A 25,241-nucleotide genomic window follows, 5' to 3' on the forward strand; every position below is an offset into this window, starting at 1 on the left:
TTAATACTATTAGAATATGACAAGTGAATTCCCTCCTGAATGATGGTTTTGGTCGACTTTAATTCTACAGGGAACCTCACTTGTTTTCTATTATTAAAATAAAAGAAAATAACGCTAGTGAAATTCCATCACCTTCTCCAACTTTCGGGAGAAGGTGATTTTCATTCACCAACGTTATAAATTGTACAGCCAATAAAATTAAGTATATCCTTGCCAAACCGGCAAAAATATACTTAAAGTCACACTCAGTGAAACTCAATGGTTTCATATGTATGGAGACGGCGGGAGTCGAACCCGCTTGTTCCAGTAATGGCTTAATGCCAGTGTTCACACAGCTTTTTTAGGTATTTTATAAATTACTAACATCGGTTTTAACATCGGTTTACTTAAATTCGCCTATTCGGAGGCAAGTATCTACATAAAAATACCTTTTTCTTTCCTTCATAATTTCAGGTAGTTTCATACTTTAAGGCTTTCATTTTGACATGATACTGAGTTCACTAAATGTAATGTGTGGATAAATCAAACTATAGTTCATTTCCCCATTCCTTCCATCCATACTCAATAAGTTCTTGTTTAAATTCCTCAGTTAGCATTTCACTATGAATACCAATAGCGACTAAATGAGTTGGTCTACTGAATGCAACATAAGCCAGTTTTAAAGCATTTTTAGTTTCTCTCTTTAAATCCAAATCATTGATGTTTTCTAACTCTTGATAACTACCTATTAAGTAATCATATAATAGCTCGAATATCTCATATCTAAATGTTTCATTCCAATCTGAGAACACTGTATTTAATACCAGTAGTGTTGACCTATGAGTTTCACCTTTAACTGAATGAACGGTTCCGATATAAAACTCAGCATCATTTTGTTCTACATTTATATTTTTACTTGTAGATTGCATTTCTTTGATAAAACTACTTAATTGATCTTTGATTTTCTCTTTATTCTGGGGCTCAATAATATCATTTTTAATTTTTTCTATTTCTTGAATAACATTTGTAATAGTACTTTCTATATCATCTTTTGTAACCAGATCTTTAATTAGTTTAGCAACACTACTTTTATTATCAAGAGAGGAATTTAGTTTTTCCTCAGTTTGTTGAAAATTTAAATCTAATTCTTTAGCAATCATACGCAAAATTAAAGAATAAATTTGTTTAATTACACTTTCTGACCTTCTTACTTTTGAGTTAGATCTAATATAATCTTCAAATAAATTAGCTAAATCATCGTGTTTTGCTGACAGTATAGCATCCTTTTTATTAGAATTTTTATATTCTAAAGATTCTTCTTCCAAAGTAGTTATTAATTCTTCGTATTTTAACTTTAAATCTAATCCATTATCATACGTAATAAAATAAGGGGGGAATGAATCTACAGAACTAATTGAACTAAAACTATCATACTTTTCTATACAAACGTTTTTAACTAAATTAGCAATATTTTCGTTAAATCTGGATGTTTCAGTAATTTCATTTTTATTAATATCAATAGCTTCTTCAGTTGGTATCCAAGCATCTTCTTCTGTATCAAAAATAGTATATAACGCTTGATAAGGATCACCGAAGCGTTGGAATTTTACATTATTTAAAAATAAACTATTTAATAATTCATATTGAAATTCATTTGTATCTTGAGCCTCGTCTAATAATATATATTCAAACCTATTAAAAAGAGAGGATCTTATTTTTAATAAATGTTTATTAATATACCAAGCTGACAACTCTAAACATTGCTTATTTGTTATAATCCCTAATTCTAATAATGATTTTATACTATTATTAAAAGCATCTCTATACGTGCTATTAGCATCACTAATAACATCATAGGTTAAATCTTGATTAATAATTAATTGTGGATTTTTACCTTTTACATTCGGGTTTTTACTGGTATACCAACTTGGTTTTAACCTATCAAAATAATAATCAAATCTTTCTCTGTATTCATCATCATCCAATATTCGAATGTTTTTATCTCCAAATATTATATGAAAAGCTTTCTTGCCAAAGAAATAATTAAAAAATTCTTGTATTGTACCAATAAAATTGGGGTATTCAATACTATTAAATCCAACTTTACTTAATCCACTCTTTATTTCATCTACAGCTACATTTGTATGTGTAATTAAACATATCCCTTTAGAATTACCAATATTACCATGTAATAACATAGCACATTTAGCTGTCAATACTGTTGTTTTTCCAGATCCGGGACCCGCTACAATATTTGCAGTATTATTGAGTAAAATAACTGACTTTTGTTGTTCTGAAAACGCAGCTCCTTTAGGTAATAATTTTGATTCTATTTCTTTTAAAAATGATTCTTTTGTATAAATCATTGGGAAACACCTACTTTTTCTACTTCCTCAGATTTATCCTCAATATTTAATGATGAAACATGTTTAATTGCTTCAATAAGATACTTCAAATAGTCGTCCCGCATTATTATATTTTGTATTTTTTCTAATGCTTCTTTTTTATCTTTGTTTCGTTCATAAAGATCTTTTATATATACACTAAGTTCTTGAGCAATTTCAGCTTTTGATACTAATTTTTTATCAATTGGTTTGAATATCTCGTAAGCAATATTATCTGAATAATTATTGTCTTTTTTAATTATCTGTCTGAATTCCTTATATTCTTTTAAGCGTTTACCTTCAAAGGCACTTTTATATCTCAATGTATGAATTGCTCTATATAACATTTTTCTAACGCAACTTTTTGCTAAACTAAATTCTAAAGTCCATTCAGGAGCAATTCCTATATTCAAGTTACAATTATAAATACCATACTTTTCATCTATAGTATTTTTCTTTTCTCTATTAATACTATTAATATAGTCTGCACTTATATCACATTTAATCACTAATTCCAATTCGTCTTCTTTTTCAGAACTCACATCAAAATTAAAATCTTTAGCAAGTTTTCTTAATGTTGAATACTCTTTACCAATAAACTCAGTTTTCAACTCATCCTCAGTTTTACCTAGTATTTTTAGTACTTCATTTAGATGATCATTGTTACTAATTCTATATACAGACTTAAAACCTTCTTTTTCATAATAAATATATGGCTTTACATCAACATCAGTAATTATAGATATAGGAATATTCAATTCAGGATACATTAATTCTTCGATCCAATGATTGGATCTAGAAAATAACTTTATATAACGTTCAAATGATGTTCCATGAACGTTTATTATTGAAACACCATTCTTATGTAAAGGTAATCCTATTAATTCAGCCAAAGCTGGAATTAATAACATTTCTGAGTCTCCTTCGACCAAAATAATCCCTTTTGCGAAAAATAAATTGCATTTTGTAGCATCTAAGAACCTTTCTAAAAATTTATAGTCATTCTCGTTTAACAAAGTATATTCTTTACTCATGGGGTAACAAAATTGATTATGAACCATAATTATATTACTTGGATTAATAGAAGAAACTAAATCCGAACTATGGGTTGTTAAAATAAACTGACTTGAAAAGTTACTTTTCTCTAGCTCAGCTTCTAAAAATTTAATTAATCTTATCTGAGCTTGTGTATGTAAATGTGCTTCTATTTCTTCGATAAGAGTTATATTAGGACCAATAGTATTAGCTTCACTCATAAAATTGTTTAATAATAACAATTCAGTTGCTATAAATAGTAAATTTTGATTACCCAAGCCTAGATTTATCTCTTCTGTATTCAAACTTAATTTTCTTAAAATCGATGTTAGATCACTCTTTGTTACATTAAACTTTGCTTTAGATTTATGTAAATCCGCATTATCATAAAAATCACTTAATACGTTTTCAATATCTTTTATTAATGAACGATCCTTAGTATATTCTTTTTCGAAAAAAGCTTCTAACTTGGAATTTGCTTCTTCCATTACTTGAACTAATTCACTAGATTCACCACTTTGAAACACTGGATGTGCCTTTAAAATATTTACCAACCTAGATCTAAAGCCAGGTTTCAATTCCGAGCTTGCATCTCTTAGTGGTTTTAAATAAGTAGTTTTCAGTAAATCTCTTGCTTGGCTATTTAATCTTAGTTCGCAATTCTCTTCTCCGGCTAATAATTTTTTATCAATATACTCTTTTCCATTTTCATTTGTTTTTCTTTCAGCTTTTAAAATCACTCTCAATTGATATTCATTTTCTGTATCAAATGAAAGCCACTCTAAAAATTTACCTGCCTCTTTGTCATTTAAATCGCTAAATATTCCTTCTATCACAAAGGTATCAGTAAATTCGTCTTTGTTTATACAATAAAAGTCCTCCAAAGAAATTTTTTCAAAATCATCACTTAAACTTCCCAATAAATATCTTATTGCATCAATTATTGCTGTTTTCCCTGAATCATTTTCACCTACTATTAAGTTAAGATTTTTATTAAAATGTACAGTTAAACCAGCACTGGAATCTTTATTAACAGCAAACTTTCTGAAATTATATAATTTTAGCGTTTTTAAATACATAATCTTCTCTCCCCAATTATTTCTAGCGTAAGTATTATATATTTCTATTTGATGTGATTCAGACAAAGGTGACTTTCTACTATAGTTTAATAAGTTATACTTGTTATATTTACGTATTCATTTTAATCCTACCAATATTACCAAACATTTTCCATAAGGTACTTACTATGAATGTAATTTCACTTACTAAATAGTTCATTCCCTGTATTTAATTAAAATTCATGCAAATGCTCTGATATATCTTTTCTCCTGACTTGATGCCCTTATAGTGGAAAAAACTAATATAATTTCGAAGCGAAAGTAGGTTTATTCGAATTATTTATCCTAATCTTTCCGTGCCCACCCCCTCATATATGCAAAAAATTTCTCCTAAACATTGTTAAGAGAAATTTTTTACACTCAGTGGAATTTACTTTTCATTGGATTTTCCCTATAGAAATTAAGAGTCCAATAGGTCATAAACACATACATTCGAATGTTTTATTGTATAGGTAATTTCTGATTTAGAATTCTTCTGTCGTTCTGCAATTTCATCCTGCACATACTTTAAATCGAATGTTTTTAACAATTCCATTTTAACAAAAAGGATATCATCTAAAAGCTGAGCCGTACTGCCAATTCCTCATGCTTTTATATATTGATCAACACCTAATAAAGATGCCATTTCAAAATCATCCACCACCGAAGTTTCACCAAACTTTTCCCAATATTCCATACTTGTTACCCATAAGCCGTTAAATATTGGATCATCGGGTTTCTTTCGTAAATGTCTTTCGCTTGTTTTTCATAATCTTCTGCCAAGCTCCCTGTTACCCATTCTCCATTAATTTTGACACGATGACTATCGCCTATTCCAAGTGGTGTTAAATAATCACAGTATTTGAAGTGTTCCCTAATTTGTAAAAAAGTCTTTTTTACAGCTTTATAATCTTTCTCACACTTCTTTGCGATTTTCGATACTACTTCATTCTGTAGAGACACAAATCCATTTTGTGTATTGCCTTGTATTAAGCTTCTATAGTAAAAATCCATACAAAAAAGATTCCCCCTATAATTATATAGAAGAAATCTCTTTAAAGTTTTGTAATTAGAGACGTGTTATGTTCTGATATAGAATCTAATACTACGTTCTCAGACTTTTTGCTTCAAACTATCACAATGTCATTTGTTGTTGAATTCCTTGATTTATTTCTTGTTTATACTGCTCGTGTCGCTTTAGTATTTCATTTCGCACATGATTTAAGTCGAATGTTTTCAACAATTCTGTTTGTGCAAAATGGATGTCATCTAATAGTTGTGGTTTAGCAATTACACTTTTTGATACATAATAGTATTTGCCATCTAATTGATGATTTATCGCAACTGGAGGTGTGATGTTGACTTCAGCTTTATTTCTCCAGAATGCTACAGAGCTGACTTGTGGAATCAACTGAGTCAGAAGTTCACATTCTTTTCTTAATTCTTTTGCATGTTCATCGAATTTCGGCTTTTCAACTACCCAATTATTACCGATTTTTACTCGGTTACTTTTTTCCTCACCAATAGTTAATAAACCGCATTCATCAAGATATCCCTTTATACGATTAAATGTTGTACTAACGCCATCAATATGTGTACCATATTTAGATGCTAGTTCTCCAATTAGTTCAGTTTGGAACATTACTATACCATTTCTGATATTTCCTTGAATCAAGATCTCAATACATTCAATAGCGATTTCAGAGTAACGTGGAAGATTACTTTTGGGAATCATTAGTAATTTATAAAAGCCATCTGGTATTTCGAATGTATAAACAGCCTTTTTACCTCTACCTTCGATTTCTATATTTTGCATACCCATTGACGTTAATTTATCGATAACAGTTTGTTTGCCTTTTTTCAAAATTCGTTCTTCAGTCATATTGATAAAAGACTGTAATTGTTTGTTTGAAAGCGATACTTTATTCATTGTTATTCCTCCAATAATAATTTGTTTGGTTTACATGAATGAAAGTAAGCATTTCAGTTTGGATTGGTCAATATATAAAATCATACATCAATGGGAATTTATGTTTTGAAATAGTATTTTAATAAAATTCTTTTATTTATCCTTTAATCGATACTCCACCAGCCTTCGGCTAATTATTATATATTCCCACCGATTTAAGTTTTAATCTTGAAAACTATTATTAGTTTGATCATTTTAAGGCACATAGTAGCCTCTTAGTGCAATTTATTATGAAAGTATGAGGAATTCATAGAGAAAACCTTAATAGCATATAAATCTTATCTAAATGGTTAAATTGGAGAGGCTACACAAATAACTGGTCAATCGACTAATCCAACAATCTTGGTTCCACAAAAAAACGATAACCATTATTCAGATGAATATTTTTAATTAAAAAAAGATTTCACCTCAGCATTACTAAGGAAAATCTTTTTAAATAACTTTAATCAAATTTAGGCATTTGCTTAATCTGTTCTAGAATTTTTTTTCGATCCGCTTTGGACGGTCCTTCTTCTTGATTGCGCTTTTCCATTTCTGCCAGTATTTCATCGTCAGCTGCTTTTTCCTCTTTATATTTCTTCTGTCTTCTTGAAATTTCGTTTCTTACTGCATCCAAATTAAACGTTTGAAGAATTGCATCATTTGCATATTGAATGTCACTTAACAATCGTTCATCTACAACATAGCCTTTTGCAACTTTGTAACAGTCTACAGAAAACCATCGAGGAATAGTACTTATGGCTAATTGTTGATTTTCTGATTTAAACACCCATTTCGGAACACTCTCAGCATTGGGATAAAGTTGCTGATATTCCTCTAATTGTCGTATATATGTCTTTTTCCAAACGTTTTTTATTTCGCCATGTATGGCAAATGCACGTTTACCTGTTACCCATTCATCATCTACTTTTACACGATGACTTTTATTATTTGGTTGTATAAGACCGCAATCCATTAAATGTGATTTGATACGCCTGATCTTTGTTTTTACAGCTTCATATTCTGCGCCATGCTTTGTAGCAATTTCTTTAATCAGTTCATCAAAGAACATGACAAGACCATCTCTTTCGTTTCCTTTAATTAATAGATCCATACATTCAATTTCTATCATTGAGTACTGAGGTAAACGTTGTTTTGGAAGCATCAGCAATTCACCAAAGCGATCTGGAAAATCAAATGTATAGGAAGCATTCTTTCCTTTGCCTTCTATTTGGATATTTTTCATACCCATAGTTGTTAATTTATTAATAACTGCTTGTCGACCCTTTTTAGAAATTTGTGCTTCATTCATATTAATGAACAATTGGATTTCTAGATTATTTAACGTCACTTTTTTCATAATGCATCCTCCCGTAAACATGTTGTTTAATACATGTGTGAAAGTAAGCATTTCATTTTAATCGGTCAACAGGAGGATTCCACCATTATTGGCTATTAATATACTAATATTATTAAATGATATATCCCCCATTAGTGACTTTTATTATATATATTATATATATTAAGGGTCACTACTAGGGGAAGTATGAATATTATTGATGATTAATGTCATCTGCAAATAGCAACTACAGTCAAGGTCATTTGAAGATTATTAATCATTTGTTGTCAATTAACTAAGCTAACTACATGAGTAAAAATACTACTGCTTCAATTAATTGATTATATATCCATGTAGGTAACCTTGATGATTGTGTTTAATAGTATATGTATATATGCAGCTGGAGGGATCAATGAATTATATTTTTTACTACATTAATGAACACAGCTATCCACTTTTATCCTATGAATTTTGGCTAATTCATTTCTAATGGTGATGTGATTACAGATACAACATTATTTATTAATTGATTTGCAGCTACATTTTATTTTGGATATGAAAACATCATAATATTATTTAAATAAAAACTGCCGCGCTATATATTGTTGGTATCACTAAAATTCAATTTAATATCACTAGAGGCCTCTTAGATCCTTTTACTCATATGTTGTGATCATCTCTATTAAAGAATGATTCATACATCTTTAGACGACCTATAATAGCCATATAAATATTATTTTCTGAATGTTATTGAGTCTTTTTCAAAATAGCTAAAACTGAAGCTTCCTGTGGGGGTGTAGTAGCCTTTTATTGATTTAACAAGGTTTTCAGATTAATACAGTAAATCTTTAAAAATACCCATCCACTATTTAATATAGTCATTTTCTATTTTTTTCGGTCGACTTAATAATATTTCACAAAATGTTCAAATTAAAAAGAACCACATTTATCTGTTTGCTTAAATTCAGTACAGATTTCTAGTGGTTCTCATTTTATTAAATTGTTACATATTCTTTTGAGATTTCTAGTGCTTTTAATTTTAGTTGTTCAAAAAGTCTTTGTAGGGTTGTTTCACCAACATTTTTATATTTCCCTAACAACACGAGTTCTTTTGGAAGTTGATTAACCTTTGTTATATTTTGCTCATGGAGTTGTTTGATAAAGCTCGGGCTACCTGGAAAGTCTTGAATTGTTAGTTCGACTTCACCTAATGCTTCGGTTAAAATTATGTAATCTTCTTTGTAAAAAAGTATCATTTCACCAGGATGTTGTTCTTCAATTTTTTTACGAATTGTTTCTTCTTTCACGTATTCTTTTAACTCTTCAAAAAAAGTAGCATCGTTTTTCTCATTAAAACGTTTTACATGCTGATGAAGACCTTCAAAGTTTTCAGGTAGCTCACTCATAATTCTTGCTTGTTGTTCACCATTTAATCGTATAAGGAAGGTTGTTGATTTCGGGAAACGTTGTGGTAATAAAAAAGCGTCCCTTAGAAAAAACGGAATTTCTAACTGTTCATTATCGCATTTAATAACACGAGATACTTGGTGAGCTTTTGATAAACCTTCATCAGATAGTCCTTCGTTAGAACTGATTTCGCCACCTTGTAATCTCTCTTCTAAACTTTTAATAATTTCTAACACTTTTGATAAGTCTTCGTGATCTGTCGCTTTAACTGCAGGTTCATCATATTCAGGTACTTGTATCTCTGTTGATCCATATACCTCAATAAACCATTTAACTACTTTATAAGTATTTTCCCAAACTTCAAGTGCCTCTCGTATATAAAATTTTCTAAATGAATCATGAGCAGCAGCATTACCATATTTTCTAATTACATAGAATGCCTCGTTTTGTTCATTTGTTATAATACCTTCTCTATGAAAATAGGTGATTCTTTCTTGAAAAGTATTTGGGACTGTATTAGTTAAGTTTTCTGCCTCCACTGCTTTTTCTAGTAATGTTTCAGCCAATGTACGACAAGATGTTAATGCCATTCTTGGACTTTTATATATGATACCTTCAATTTCTTGACATAACTTTGCAATTTTCGGAAAAGAATTATCTATAAAACTGTATAAGTGCGACAATGATTTCTACTTCCTTTCTTATTATCTTTTTTACTTCCATAAATCATAAATCAAATAACCTTATTGAGTTATTCGTAGGATATTTTTAGTATTTTAAAGCCTCATGGAGATGTTAATATGCATACTCCACGAGGCCGCTGAAACTTTAAAAGGAAAATTATTCTGGATTCAATTATTGATTACAAACTAAACTTAACTTCCTCAATACTATCATTATTGATAATATAAATGTAGACCTTATCAATTATGTTGTGTAAATCTTCTAGTTGTTCTTCACTAATCAGGAAGTTTTCATTCTTTGTTAAAATGATAAACCTTTCTTCTCCGTTAAATCGTTCACTATAAAAATCAACCATACCTAGATTATCAAACATCTTAATTATTTTTCTGCCATTAGCTTTTTCATGTTTTGTAACGAGTTCAATATAATCTGAAGCTATGACACGGTAGGATACGCCATTTGGAATCAATTCAAATTGAGCTAATTTCTTTGGTGGAAGTAATGTGATTGTTCGCTGTTTATTTAATAGTTCTAGTCTGCGATTTTTTTGATCTTCGATATCGATTAATTGAGCATTCATTTGGTTAATTAGTGCTGAATTTTTGTTATCTGCATTATCCATTTGGTACTGTATTAGTTTTTCATATGCTTCGTTATACTGTGTCTCAAAGGATTGTACGAAAAAATCATGCATTCGATTCAATTGTGCGGTACGTGTTTTTTCAAGTTTCTTTTTTTCTTCTAACGTAACATTTAAAATTTCACGTTGTAACACTTTTTCCTCGATTAATGGTAATTCTGTGACTTCCTCTGAAAATTGTCCTAAAGCTATCCAATATGGATTTAAAGAAATAATGGTTTCATCTTCTCGCTTTGCAATGGAAACTAGTTGGTTTTGTAACTCCTTACCTGTACCATCTTTCAAAACTACACGATATAAATCTATCTTTAACTTTTCTGGCACTTCATACATGAGCAAATAACGTTTCAAAGAAATCTGATCGTTTGTCCTATTTAACAACGTCTTAGTAATAGAATAAATCGGTGTTTCCTTTGATAAATAATCCACCTCATCTGTCTGGTATTCAGAATAACCAGTATAACGATATGTGTCGTCTAATTTAAGTTGCTTGCTGTATTGATCACGTAAAAGTTTTGGAAAACGTTCGATTCGATGTACTTTATTGTCTTGGCTATCGTTTATTTTTACATTATTTTGTTTCAACACATAATTAACAAATGGAGCGTATACACGATTAGGAATGCGATTTAGTTCTATATCGTATTGCTCTTTCTTCATTGCTTCCACATCAATAGACTCTTCTTCAAATTTCATTTTCTTCATCGTTTCAAGTAATTCTTTATGTTCATCACTTAATGTTTTATCCATTTGAGCAATGATATCATCTAACGTCTCCCTTGAAAGAATTGCTTCTTTCATCAATTCTGAAAGGTTAATCTCACCATCTAGTAGTTCACCCATGAAGTTATATACGAGGTCATTTCCTAGATCTTCTTTCATCGTTTCTAGTTTTTCAAGAAGTCTAAGCATGACGTAACCTTCGCGTGTATTTTGAGCTACTAAGTTAAAGATGAATACTTCATTCTTTTGACCAATGCGGTGGATACGCCCCATTCGTTGTTCTAATCGGTTTGGGTTCCAAGGGATATCATAATTAATCATTTGATTACAGAATTGAAGATTGATGGATTCGCCTCCTGCATCTGTTGCGAGCATGATTTGAGAAGAATTTCGGAATAGCTCTACTTGATTTCGACGTTCATCCATTGAGTACTTACCAACAATCTTTGCAATATTAGGTACACGTTCGGATAGCTTTTGCTCTAAAGCATTTAATGTATCTACAGACTCCGTGAAAATTAAAATCTTTTCTCCAGAATAGATGAGACCATCTACACCAAAAAGCATTTCTTCTAATTCAAGATATTTACGCTCCATTCCGTATTGCTTTAATGTTTTTGTCATTGAAAGCAATCTTTTTAACTCAGCAATTTCTTCTTTCAACGCTTCAATATCAACGTCATCCATTGCTAGCTCAAGTTTACGTTCTAATAATTCTTCTTGGTCTACCACTTCTTCTTCAAGTGTATTTTGATAATACTTTTCAATTTGAAGCATATATTTTTTTCGTTCAGCTTCTGTTTTATCAAGCAAAGTCATTAAACGTTTATGTCTTCTATAAAGTGATTTATGGATTGCTTCAATAGAAGAACTAAGACGTCTTTGCAGTAACATCATCGCAAATGCAGTACTATTATGGCCTGCATTCATCGCACGGTTAAAGTGGGTCTGTACATAATTTGTAACTGCCTCATACAATTCTAATTCAGGTTCAGTTAAATTATATTGAATGGTTTTAGTTGTTCGTTTTGGGAAAATTGGCGTCCCATCAAAATTAACCATCGTTTCTTTTAATCGTCGAATGATATATGGATTGCTTTTATCTTTTAACGATTCACCAGAAGATATTTGATGAAATAAATCTGGTTCAATTAATTTCATAAGTAAACGGAAATTCTCAGCATCCCCTTTATGCGGTGTCGCAGTTAACAATAGACAATGCTCTGTTTTCGCTAAAAGCTTCTCTCCAAGCTGATATAATTTTGTTTTAGATACTTTTCGTTGTGTCTTCCCGTAAGAATATGCAGCCATTTTATGTGCTTCATCTACTATGACTAAATCAAATGGTGCTTCTAATATAAGTTGTTTAATATCCTCTCTACTTGCCCAATAGATTGATGCTAAACAACAGTTATTTTCAATAAACGGATTTTGACTACCATATTCATTTAACACAGCGCGATTAATAATTTTAAAGGATTCTTGGAATTTTTGTTCCATTTCCTCTTGCCATTGCCTTAGCACTAATGGAGGAACAAGTACCAATATACGCTGTATACTTTCCCTAGCTTTTAACTCTTTAATTAACATGCCAGACATAATTGTTTTCCCCGCACCTGGATCATCTGCAAGTAAATAACGAATACTCGGAGATTGTAGCATTCTACTGTACACAGCTTCAATTTGGTGTGGTAAAGGCATTACTTGTTTGCTTCCCAATGCACGTGCTTTAGAATGCTTGTCTTCAATCTCCAGTGCGAGTTGTATTAACCGTTGCTGTACATCCATACCTGTAAGTTCAAAGCGATTTTCGGAAGATGTACTCAAAATAGTAATTTTGTCTAAATCTTCAATTGATAATAAATGCTCATAGTATTCATTTGAATTTCTTCCGATGCCTTCAATTAATTGATACTCATCGCCAAACTGCTCAACCTTTTTAATTTCAATCGTTTCTGGAAAAAACGGGCCTGTAATAATATCACCAATATTCATTTTAAACCTCCATATAAAAATCCCCTACTCACACGGAATAAGGGATTTTAGGATTTCGTTCAATAAATGTATCTCGAATATTTCGTACAATGGAAAATCGGTCTTGTGCTAAATCCCCTATACTTATATGGTAATTGAATGGGAAAAAAATTGCACTATTATTAACCATTTCAAGACTCACACTATCTGTTTGTAAGTGTTCCATTAACACTTCTACCATTAATTGCTTTAATATTGGAGAATCAATGTTCACTTTTTCATTTGGTAACATATATACTCCAGGCTTGATCATATTGATAAAGCCCCAATTCTTGATTGATGCAAATACAGCACCCGTTGCTACTTCAACTCTGCGACGGTCACCATAAAGGTTTTTCATTTCTGCCACAACCGTTTTACTTCTTACCTCATCTGCCATTCTAAAATTTTTACCTAGATAGTTAACTTGCTCTCTAAAGAAAGGATAAGCTAGCGTTGTCATGCACCAATGTAAACTACCTTTTTCTTGAGAAGAAAGCAACGAATAGTTTGAAACTAGATAATCTCTTATTAATGTGTGATGTTGCTCTACTGACCACCATATTTTCATAATAATCGCATGTGCACATCTTCTTGATGCAGGACCTTGAATGTCATTAAGTAAGTAATGGTCTAATAAACTATGCATCTCATTGTTAGATACTTTACCTATGTTTTTTAGAACAAAATCTAGCTGATGTAATTGGATTTTTTGATCGAATCCAACTGGTTTCATATTTTGCACCCACTCTCTAACGATATACTTTTACAAATGGAACAATTACTTCTTCTATATGTATACCACCATGAGTTACAATCTTATCATTTTTCGGCACAAAAGCTCCATTATTTTTAGCTAAGAGTACATAATAATCATCTGGCAAATTCACATTATCCCATATCAATGTATCAGTATTATCAATAGCAGTTTGGTTTCGTATATTTGCTGATTTATAGATGCGGGAACGTTGATTGGCTGATTCAACAGTTACGCCTTGTGAGATTCTTCCTAGCCCAATGCTCTCTATGTTACCGTGATCTGATGTAAGGTATATGTCAAAGTCATTTGAAGCTAGTTCATCTAAAAGTTGATGTAGAAACTTCTTTTGTAACCAAATTTGTAATTCAGAGTTTACAGTTTGGTGACCTTGTTTTGCGCCGTGCATAAACTCATCAATGACATCAATGACAGCTCCATAAATTGATATAAATGGTGATGAAGTAAATTTTAAATCTTGTCGATCAAATGATTTTAATCCTAATGACTTTTGATAAGCGATATTCCTCTCTGCAAAACCATGATGAATCCAAAATTCTTTCCAATACTTTTCTTCCTTACTCGTAGTCTGAATAGAATCCGCAAATCCTCGAGGTACTTTTCCAGAAAAGATAGCCTGTCTTGCCACAGATGTAACACTCGGCACCCATGTAAACACTGCATCTTCTTCAAATAACCATCGCTCTTCAGTTAATGACTGTTTGATTATGTGCCATTGTGTAAAACTCATTCCATCTAACACAAGTAAAGCCACTTTTGTGTTGAATTTATGCTCTAAAAAATGTGGAATTTGATGCACCATCTTAGGTTTTGGAAGTAATGGCAACGAAGCTATCCCCTCAAATTTTGAGCACATCCAATTTTCAAATGCTTTATTTGCCTCAGTAGTAATTTTTTTGATTTCCTTACTAGTTATAGTATCTTCAAGAAACTCCGCTTTGATATCTCCAAGATTACTCGCAAAAACACGCCATTCTTTTAACTCAAATGCTGAATAATCACCTTTTAAAGAATTTATAGATATACTATTTAACTCTTTGGAAGTTTCTTTTACAACAATGTTCTCCTTCATCCAAGGTTCGATTGGTATATCAGCTTGTATCTCAATTGGTACAATCCATTCATTTAATTGTTTCCTTAATGAAAAGTCATCGAAATAACGATTGGAATATGAAGATGGGGATTCAGTAATTATTTCTTTATTCCCTTTAACGTAATAAGCTACATATTCTTTCCATCGAGAGTTTAAAAAATTTGACAGCTTCTCTTTAGACTTAAAGCATTCATAAACATCAGGTGAAACAATTATACGTTTCTGCTGTAACGTTCGACTTAACTCATTAATTAATAGCTCAGGCATTCCCGTATCAAAACGCTTGAAATAATTCATTGCAATTTTAATTAATCCCACATCACTGAGGATATAACGAAGTTCTTCTTCTAAAACAACTTCTAGTATAAATTGAAGCGATTCTTTATAAGTAAGCTGATAAGTTAAACTATCTTGTTTTGAAAATAAAATCTCATAATAGGCAATTGGACATAAGTGTACTGCTGTTGGTTCTAATTTTGAAAAAAGCATTTCCAAAGACAGAGCTATGCGGTGTGCTTGTTCATACATATCATAAGGAATAAGATTGAACTGTTGATGAGGTAATACAACTAACATTGTAGCTCTTTCTTCTCTGGAAACATGACGAAAATTTCTTTCATACATCAATCGAAGTAACATTGGATCATCAATTGTTGTAACGAAAATTTGCTGTTTCTGAAAAACATCTTGTACTTCTTCTCGAGTTAGCAAACCTTGAGAATCAGCTACGACATACAATGCTCCTTTAATGGAGAAATAGGATGTAATTTTCTCAACCCAGTTCAATCTCGTCACCCACTTTACATTTCTACACGAACTTGTGCGTTATCATAATACATAAGGAGCTTATCGTCTTCCTGAATAACTGATTCAGGTAATCGGTCACCGACATCGACAATTTTCTGATAATCCTTCTCTCCCCATGCCTTTTTAAATCCAGCACGAATCGCTTCAGTTCGGAATTGTTTTAATTTTTTCTTATGTGTACCCAATTCCTCTAAATAACTTTCAAATTCACGTAATAAAGTTTTTTCACGTAATTTTTCCAAGTCTGCTTGTTTATTTGGATCAGGTACGTACCAACGGTTCATTGCTTTTTCTTTTAATTTCTCATCATCTTTTGTTAATCCGCGCAAATCTTTATAGTTACGATGTAAATAGCTAACAATTTGATCAGGTACAGATTCATCACCTTCATAACGTAAGAAGTTTTGAGTTAGCAAATCATCCAACTCAGGTAATTTCTCATGTTTAGCAATATGTTGAATTTCCTTCATAAATTGCGGATGTAAGTCTTGGCGTGTTTGAGGCTTTTTCATGAGTTGCTGACGAATCCACTCAATCGCACTAGTTTCATCAGAAACAAATAGATTCATTTGTGTAAATTCTTTGACAAGGATGCGTTTCTTATCATATTCAGCAACTTGTGACTCTAAAAATGCCATACCATCACGCATTGGGAAACGTTGAGCAACGCCTACCTGGAATTCGGCAGAAGAAATTGGGACAGGTAACCCATTTTGAACGTGATAAGCGATCATTCTGTCGAATAGTATACGTGGAGTACGTTCTGCAATCACAGATGCTTCACCTTTTGAGCCAAGAAACACTGGAAGCTTTTCTAAATGCTGATTGACGAACGTCCAAGCCGATTCCGGAGTGTTTGTTTGTTCATGCATCTTTTGAATATTTTCCTCGAAAGGTTTATAAGCTGAAATTACTAGGTCTTGTTTGACAGCTGTTGTCGTTGTAACCGCCTTAAAACTCCCCTGCTTCTTATCTAATGCTGAAACATTTGCTATTATAAAACCAGCTTTTTGAATAGCTTCTTGTATAGCATTCCAAATACTTGCTTTAGAGTTACTAAACTCTACAGTAATCCATCCGTTTGGCTTTAAAATTCTAAAGTATTCCTTAAATCCCTTATTAAGCAGTTCATAATATTTTGATGTATTTTTATTCTGACTTTTATTAACAATTGCTTCCGTGTCATTATCAGTTAATACTCCAATCCATGTTTCCCAAATTAAATTTAATTCTGAGTACATTAAATTAGCGCCAAAAGGGGGATCAGTAAATATATAGTCTACTGAATTATTTTCAACAGGTAATTTCGTAATAGAATTCGTGCTAACTAAAGTATTCCTAGGATAATTTTTAAATTCAATTTTTAAGAAATCTTCTACTTTTCTTCTTAACTGATTAAAAGGGTTATTTTCTTGTGGTGTTGAAGGTAAATAATATGTTCCAGAAATTATTCCTCCCTTGCCATTAGCACGCCATCTATATAATTGTGTCAAATTATTTATGGCTGCTGTAATAATGAATAGTGCTTCTTTAGAATATTTTGTTTTTTTTATACGATTTTTCAATTCACAAAGTATTATATTATTTCTATCAGTGAGTAATTGATCTACATAATAAACACCATTATTTTTCAATCTACCAATCTCATCTCCACTAGGTATTGGATTAGTTGGCACTTTATACTTCATGCGATAATCTTCTATTTTCTTCAAAACTTCTATATCTTTATCATCTACTTCTTTCTCAGTTCTTTTTCCCTGGTATATTAAATTGATTACATTAGGAGTAAATTTACTTGTTTCAGAATAAATATTTAATTCAGGGATAAACTTAGTTTCCATTGCTCTTGTTAATTCACTTTTTGATGTTAATACTCCACAATTTGGACATGAGAACTTATCTTTTACTTTCTTTTCGTCTCTTTCTATAGCAACAGACCAAAAATTAATTTCATGAGCACATGATTGGCAAATAAAATTTTCACTCCAAATAACATAATTAATTTTGGCCTTTTGCCCTTGATACGTAGTTTCAAACATCCAACCTAAATCATTTTCTAATTTATCAATTTCTGTTAGCATAAACTTCTTAAATTCTTCTCTATCGAAGTCGTAATTTAATTGGGATGCAATATGCGTAGCTAATGGTGATAAATCAGAGAGTAATGCTTTTCTCTGCCCAACTTCACTAACAAAATTATCTTCTTGATCGTATATCTTTTCATTTTCAATTCGATAACCTAATTGAATTATTTCGTCAGTTGACTCACATAGATATGCCGCTATTCCAGCCATTCCACTTCCACAAAATCCATCATAAATTACATCACCCGGTTTCGTATAATGCAGAATATAATGCATTATTGCTTTGTAAGGAACTTTAGTATGATAACTATGCACCATATAATAAGGGTCTGTTTTCCCCTCTGATACATCTAAAATAAATGGAGATTGATCATCCTTTAACCTTTCAGAATTACCCTTAATAAAATCATTTAACCAAGGATTGGGACATGCTGTGTAATAGGGAGGATCAGACAGTGCGATAATATCTTCATCTTCCCCAATAGGGAAGCCCTCAATTTTTTTTAATTCAGGTAATTTCTTTCGTAATTCTTCACGGAAATATTCTTTTCTTTGTTCTTCATTTTTAAATGTCATACCAAGGCAAACAACTGGTGTGTTGTCTGCCTCAAATTCATTAATTAAAGAGATTTGTTTGAACTTTTCCTTCATTTGTTATCTCTCCTAAACACTTACATTTCTACACGAACCTGTGCATTATCATAATACATCAGAAGCTTATCATCTTCCTGGATAACCGACTCAGGTAAGCGATCACCGACATAGACAATCTTTTGATAATCCTTCTCTCCCCATGCCTTTTTAAATCCAGCACGAATTGCTTCAGTTCGGAATTGTTTTAATTTTTTCTTATGTGTACCCAATTCCTCTAAATAACTTTCAAATTCACGTAATAAAGTTTTTTCACGTAATTTTTCCAAGTCTGCTTGTTTATTTGGATCAGGTACGTACCAACGGTTCATTGCTTTTTCTTTTAATTTCTCATCATCTTTTGTTAATCCGCGCAAATCTTTATAGTTACGATGTAAATAGCTAACAATTTGATCAGGTACAGATTCATCACCTTCATAACGTAAGAAGTTTTGAGTTAGCAAATCATCCAACTCAGGTAATTTCTCATGTTTAGCAATATGCTGTATTTCCTTCATAAATTGTGGGTGTAAGTCTTGTCGCGTTTGCGGTTTTTTCATTAATTGCTGACGAATCCACTCAATAGCACTAGTTTCATCAGAAACAAATAAATTCATTTGCGTGAATTCCTTCACAAGGATGCGCTTCTTATCATACTCAGCAACCTGTGACTCTAAAAATGCCATACCATCACGCATTGGGAAGCGTTGTGCTACTCCTTCTTGAAACTCTGCTGACGAAATTGGTACTGGTAACCCGTTCTGAACATGGTACGCAATCATGCGGTCAAATAAGATCCGTGGCATACGTTCGGCAATCATAGAAGCCTCTCCTTTAGTTCCAAGGAATACTGGGAGTTTTTCTAAGTGTTGATTTACAAATGTCCAGGCTGATTCTTGAGTATTTGTTTGCTCTCGCATTTTTTGAATATTTTCTTCTGAAGGTTTGTAAGCAGATATTACTAAATCCTGCTTTACCGCTGTAGTAGATGTAACAGCTTTAAAACTTCCTTGTTTTTTATCCAAGGCTGCAACGTTTGCAATAACAAATCCTGATTTTTGCATAGATTCTTGAATTGCATTCCAAACACTAGCTTTAGAATTACTAAATTCAACTGTAATCCATCTATTCGGCTTTAATACCTTATAATAAACTTCAAATGCCTCTTGCATAAGTGTTTTATAGTTATCAATATCTTTTTCCTGTACAGGGTTTACAATAGTTTCTTTGTCAATATTCGTTTTAACTTTTAACCATGATTCCCAAAGTAAATTTAAATCTGAATACATTAAATTGGCTCCAAATGGTGGATCAGTAAAAATATAGTCAATTGAGTTAGGCATTATTGTTTTTAAAGATTGAATAGCTTGTGTAGATACTAGATTTGTTCTCTCAAAATTAGATTCAAAGCTTCCTAATAATTTTGTTAATCGCTTGATTTTATTATTTAAAATATACTCAAGTGAAACATCTACTATTTGTGACCCAATATATAGTGTACCACTTAAATATTGATTTACTTGAGAATAGTGGGTTGGTACATAACGTGCTATTTTTGACATACCAAGAATTGCTTGTTCAAAAGCAAAATGCAAATAATGTCTATTTTTTGATTGCATTTTATGCAATAAATCAAATGTTTTTGCTAAAGTTAGAAGTGCTCTTTTTGAGTAAAAATGGTGTACTTTAGTAAGACCATGACTTATTTTAGGTTGGTTAATATTAACTCCATCAGGTAAATGTTCCTTGGGGTACCAATATGGAATTTCTGTTTCTTCAATTCTTTTCAATAAACTAATATCATAACTATCAATTTTTTTAGTATAGTTATTTTTCCCAATATTATAGTTTATTAAATATGGAATTTGTTTTGATAATACTACTTTTTCGCCCTCTGCATCTATTATAGTTTCTTTAACACGAGACAAACCATTTTTTGTTAACTTTGCCCCACAATGATTGCAATTAAATTCCTTTAAGACGCTACCTGTTTCTAAGTTAAAAGCAACTTCAGTAAAAATGATTTCGTTCATACAAGAAGAACATTCAAACACATCACTATAAACTGTATAATTCACGTCTCCAAAAATAACTTCTCCATTTGAATCATACTGAATTTCACCATCGTTAATATGTTGTGTTTTAAACATCCATCCACATTCTGCTTTAACTTTTTCCATTAATTGAATAGCTTCTTTTGAGAAAGATTCAGCATGACTAGGATTTACATAGTTTTGAGAAACGAAGGCTGCAATTGGTGATAAATCATTTAGTATAGTATTTCGATGACCCCTTGAATACTGTTCATTATTAATTGGATCTTTTACAATATTTCCGTTTACTTCAAATCCCATTGATTCTAATGTTTTTGTATCATTACAAAGAGACGAAGCTACCCCTGTCATTCCAGTCCCTGAAAAGCCATCTAAAATAATATCTCCAGGTTGCGTGTAATGAAGTAAATAGCGCATTATGGCTTTGTGTGGAACTTTAGTATGATAAGAATGTGCTAAATAAATAGGATCTGTTTTTCCTTCACTGACATCGGCTACAAAAGGTTCTCGAAAATAATTATTTGTCTCAATAACACTTTTATGCTTTTCCCATTCCTCAATAAACTCATTAACCCATGGATTCGGGCAAGCAGTATAATACGGCGGGTCTGAAATTGCAATGATATCTTCATCTTCCCCAACTGGAAAACCTTCAATTTGCCTTAATTCAGGTAGTTTCTTTCGTAATTCTTCACGGAAATATTCTCTTCTTGCTTCATCGTTTTCAAACGTAATTCCAAGGCAGACTACTGGTGTGTTGTCTGCCTCAGATTTGTTGATTAAAGAGAGTTGTTCTGAATTTTTTGTCATGTTTATTCTCTCCTTTTATTTTTTTAACATGATACGAACTTGGTTTGTATTGCTTGTACCTACTGTTCTTCTCAAAAGTTCATCAAATCGTTTACGAACCTCATCTACAGACAGTGGATTACCATTCGCCATCATATTTTCGAGATCCTCAAGAGAAATTTCTACTTTATTGAATCCTTTTAATAAATCATTTATGGCTTGAGCTAAGCGAATATCTAATGGTAACGATAATTCTTTTGAGTCCATAAACTGTTTAACTAACGCTTTTTGCTCATTTTGTAGAAGCTCTATATTTTCTTTTACAGATGGATCATTTAAGCTTGTTAATAATGTGTCAATCCAGCTTTCATAAATTTTTGGAAGTTGTTCCTCTAACTTTTTCAGTTCTGCTTTTTCGTTACCAGATACTTCAGACATACGGTACTTACAACTATTACATAATGGGGTATGCTCTAGTGTTTCCGCTGTCACTGCATAACATTCTTTTAAATCAGTTAATGATTTTTCCCAATTCTGAATTTGTTCAGAAGGTAAAATCGAAATATAATTTGAAAGTTGTTTTAACGTTTTCAATTCATTAGATGTAAGCAATGTCTTTTTCAAGTTGTTTTCAGTTGCATTTAAGCGGGATTGATCGTGATGTTCAATGTAAATCTGAATATATTCTTGTTTTAGGGCAATCACATTTTGTAAAGCTTCTAAATGATTTTCTTGCTTCTTCAACACAAATGAAAGCTCATCTAAAGCCTCTGCAGCACGGTGCGACCAATTCGTTTGAATCCCCATTGTTGACTGCGCTAGTTGAATATAGTTTGCAACTTTCATGCATTCTTCAATAACATGATGTAAATTTGTAAAGTAAGTTAATTTTTGCAATGCGTTTTCTTGTGCTTCAATTGTTCCTAAATCATATTTTAAATTACGCATTTTAGCTGGTGTATTAAAACGTTTTACTCCTTCACAAAATTCCTTGAAAGCTTCTAATGTCTTCACACTCTCTTGAATTTCAATATTACTTAAAAGCATCCCTTCCCACATTGGGAACCCTTTCTTCACAATTTGAATAACATGTAACGTTTCATTAATTCGTTCATTTGCTTTTTCTGTCATAGTTACAATTGCTTGAGAAAGAGCCTTATCCTCAAAGTTAGGTAGAGACACACCAAATAAGTCTAAAATTGCACTTAATTCTTTTAAAGGTAAGTCTGTTGGTTTCTTCACATGACTAAAGTGTGTAAGTTTAGATAATGGTAATTGAATATACTCTTGCAAACTCGTTGCATTATACGTTTTATTATCAATTGTGACTTCTATATCACCCGTACTAACCATAGTAGCAAGTAGTACAATTAACAATTCTGGTTCTAGTTTAAATTGCTTCGTATATGTTAAATCCTCTGTTCCGCGAATTGTGACAGTTTCGATTATCTCGTTGTAATTAACAACTTGGCCATTGCCTTTCGCTTCTAGTAAATCCAAAATCCACTTTGCATATCCAGAGTTTTTAGTTGTTACTTTATTCGCGTTATCCAATAAAACAAGTCCGTTTAAAATGGCACTTCCCATTTTTGTTTCCTTGCCGATCAAGTAATTTAACGCTTCTGATACATAGCCCTGCAAATTACTTTTAGACAAGTACGCACCTTGGATTTGACTAAACGAAGGATAATCCTCATATTTTTGTTCAAACCAATCTGTCAATAAACCTTCTGCAACTGAATTAATAATTTCTTGAATTGTTGCATTTTGAGGCAAGAACATGCCAAATTCTAAAACAGTCCCTTTTTTCCCTTTATACGTAATTTCGAAAGTATGGACAAAGTTTTCATTCAGCCACTTATTAATTTCCTTGAAATAACTTTCTAATTTTCTTGTATATAGATTCTTTGTTGTAGAAGTTGCATCGATTCTTAAGTCATCTGCAGCTGCGTAGAGTTTTAACAACTGATCGAATCGCTCATCTGAACGATTGAACTCGAAAAACACTTCGTCTGGCTTCTGTTCGGCTTTAAATGGTGTTTTTAAATACGGACGAAGCATGTAAATATAGAAATCACGCTCTGGTTGTGCTGTTGAACGTTCATTTGGTGCACCAAAGAATAGATATCCTTGGCGCGTCACACGATGTTTATCCCAAGGTAAATCATGACGCCAAATTTTATAGCCAGTAACATACGTATTGTCATCTAATGTAATGGCTTGTTTTAAAATATTAAAGTAATAACGATCTAACTTGTCTTCCTCGATTGTTTCTGCACGTTGAGAAATTAAGCTTTCGATATCTATGTCTTTCTTTAAATCTAAATAATACTGACCATTCGACTCATTGGTAGATAAGTATTGGAAACTGACCGTTTTTTGAATTTCTTTCGTTGCAACATCGATTGTACCTTTTAAGAAATCTGCTGGATCGTCTTCCTCCAATAACATATCGTTACTACCAGGTAAATTTAAAAATAAGTCATCACGTAATTCTTCTGCAGTTAAACCTACATTGTCATAAATATCAGCTGTGGATAATCGATACAATGAAAGTGCGTCAACTATACGTAATGCCATTGGTTTATATAGTCGTTTCGCATAGGCATTTTGCACACGATCTTTTAATATTTTGGCTTTATCGAGTACTTCTGCTACTTCTGGTATAGCCTTATAGGATGGATCTTCCTCGATGAATTTCCAATAGCTATCATATGAAACTAATCCAGGTGCTCCATCTGATACTTCCTCGTTAATAATTTTATTCATTTCAATACTTATCGTTTTTAAGGCAACTCGTTTTTCAATATTATTTACTTTTTCAAATGCTGTTAAATAACTTGGATGGATTGGGAATAAGTTCACAAATGATTCCATATCTTCACTTAAACGATGATAAAGCTTAGTGAATTTTGATAAGTGTTCACGAATTAATGCTTTTTGTTCATCCGTTTTCTTTAATAATCGTTGAGATACTACATGAGCAATGTCCTCTCGAATAATACGAACTTGTTCAAAACGTTCTTTCACACGGCGTAATGGTTCAGCAACATAGCTGAATCTTGGATTATCAAATAGCATCTCTTGAATACCTGCAATAAATCGGAAGCGCGTTTTACTACAAATTTCCCCAACTTCACGTAAGAAACCTAAATCAAGCGTTAACTCTTGTTCTCTTCGACCACGTAAATAGTCCAATAACTCATCCACAACAACTAATAAACCATGATCAGGATAACGTTCATTAAATAATCCCATCATTTCTTCTAATGCTTCTTTATTATTTGTGATTTGATCAAATGGTGGAAATTTGAAATCAATATTCATTTTAGAAAGTCCATCTTCAATTGACGTACATAAAATATCACGTAATGAAGTACCAACACTACCAATCTCCAAACGAATAACTTTAAATTTCCCTTCAATTTCTTTTGCTTTTTCTGCTACAGATGGGTTATTAATATGTTCACTTGCACCTTCACGTTCAGCAATTGTTGAAATCACACTCATTAAATGCGATTTACCTGTTCCATAGTTACCAACGATAAGCAAACCTTTGTTATCGGCAGCTTTTGCAAATTGAAGTTGTGTAATAATAAGCTCGTTTAGTTGCTCTGCCATACGTTCGGAAATTACATATGTTTCTAATAGATGAAACGCCTTTTCTAAATCGTTTGCATCTTTTAATTGGATAACCGATTCAATTGGTTCAAACTGTACTAAATCTCTGTATTTCATCAGTTTATTACACCCTTTC

At 31.8% G+C, this 25,241-nt stretch carries 13 protein-coding genes; all 13 read right to left on the reverse strand.

What is annotated here, in order from left to right:
* Positions 1–527: 527 nt before the first annotated feature.
* The 13 genes from EKG35_RS12225 to EKG35_RS12280 all read right to left on the reverse strand — a co-directional run bounded on the left by EKG35_RS12225 (position 528) and on the right by EKG35_RS12280 (position 25,222).
* Positions 528–2,345, reverse strand: coding sequence for a UvrD-helicase domain-containing protein (locus tag EKG35_RS12225; RefSeq protein WP_126294744.1), 1,818 nt, complete (start codon positions 2,343–2,345; stop codon positions 528–530).
* A complete protein-coding gene (locus EKG35_RS12230; protein ID WP_126294745.1) occupies positions 2,342–4,477 on the reverse strand; it encodes an ATP-dependent nuclease in 2,136 nt (711 codons plus the stop codon). Before EKG35_RS12230 ends, EKG35_RS12225 begins: the two co-directional genes overlap by 4 nt.
* Before the next feature lie 439 nt (positions 4,478–4,916).
* Positions 4,917–5,051, reverse strand: coding sequence for a hypothetical protein (locus EKG35_RS21450; protein WP_281274614.1), 135 nt, complete (start codon positions 5,049–5,051; stop codon positions 4,917–4,919).
* 146 nt (positions 5,052–5,197) lie between these two features.
* Complete coding sequence (locus EKG35_RS12235; RefSeq protein WP_126294746.1) at positions 5,198–5,509, reverse strand: hypothetical protein; 312 nt, start codon at positions 5,507–5,509, stop codon at positions 5,198–5,200.
* 121 nt (positions 5,510–5,630) lie between these two features.
* Entirely contained in the window at positions 5,631–6,425 is a 795-nt protein-coding gene (locus EKG35_RS12240) for a hypothetical protein (protein ID WP_126294747.1), read from the reverse strand.
* 481 nt (positions 6,426–6,906) lie between these two features.
* On the reverse strand, positions 6,907–7,803 hold the full coding sequence (locus EKG35_RS12245; RefSeq protein ID WP_126294748.1) for a hypothetical protein: 897 nt from the start codon (positions 7,801–7,803) through the stop codon (positions 6,907–6,909).
* 974 nt (positions 7,804–8,777) lie between these two features.
* Positions 8,778–9,872, reverse strand: coding sequence for a DUF4145 domain-containing protein (locus tag EKG35_RS12250; protein ID WP_281274615.1), 1,095 nt, complete (start codon positions 9,870–9,872; stop codon positions 8,778–8,780).
* 179 nt (positions 9,873–10,051) lie between these two features.
* Complete coding sequence (locus EKG35_RS12255; protein ID WP_126294750.1) at positions 10,052–13,231, reverse strand: DEAD/DEAH box helicase; 3,180 nt, start codon at positions 13,229–13,231, stop codon at positions 10,052–10,054.
* 28 nt (positions 13,232–13,259) lie between these two features.
* Complete coding sequence (locus EKG35_RS12260; RefSeq protein WP_126294751.1) at positions 13,260–13,985, reverse strand: hypothetical protein; 726 nt, start codon at positions 13,983–13,985, stop codon at positions 13,260–13,262.
* A gap of 16 nt (positions 13,986–14,001) precedes the next feature.
* On the reverse strand, positions 14,002–15,906 hold the full coding sequence (pglZ, locus tag EKG35_RS12265; protein ID WP_185807743.1) for a BREX-3 system phosphatase PglZ: 1,905 nt from the start codon (positions 15,904–15,906) through the stop codon (positions 14,002–14,004).
* Between the two features lie 14 nt (positions 15,907–15,920).
* Complete coding sequence (locus EKG35_RS12270) at positions 15,921–18,662, reverse strand: DNA methyltransferase (protein WP_126294753.1); 2,742 nt, start codon at positions 18,660–18,662, stop codon at positions 15,921–15,923.
* A 20-nt stretch (positions 18,663–18,682) separates the two neighbouring features.
* Positions 18,683–21,505 (reverse strand): DNA methyltransferase, encoded by a 2,823-nt coding sequence (locus tag EKG35_RS12275; RefSeq protein ID WP_126294754.1) that lies wholly within the window; start codon positions 21,503–21,505, stop codon positions 18,683–18,685.
* 15 nt (positions 21,506–21,520) lie between these two features.
* Positions 21,521–25,222: a DUF6079 family protein gene (locus EKG35_RS12280; RefSeq protein WP_126294755.1), complete on the reverse strand. Its 3,702-nt coding sequence runs from the start codon at positions 25,220–25,222 to the stop codon at positions 21,521–21,523.
* Positions 25,223–25,241 lie beyond the last annotated feature (19 nt).

The sequence above is a fragment of the Lysinibacillus telephonicus genome (assembly GCF_003966145.1).
Lineage (GTDB): Bacteria > Bacillota > Bacilli > Bacillales_A > Planococcaceae > Ureibacillus > Ureibacillus telephonicus.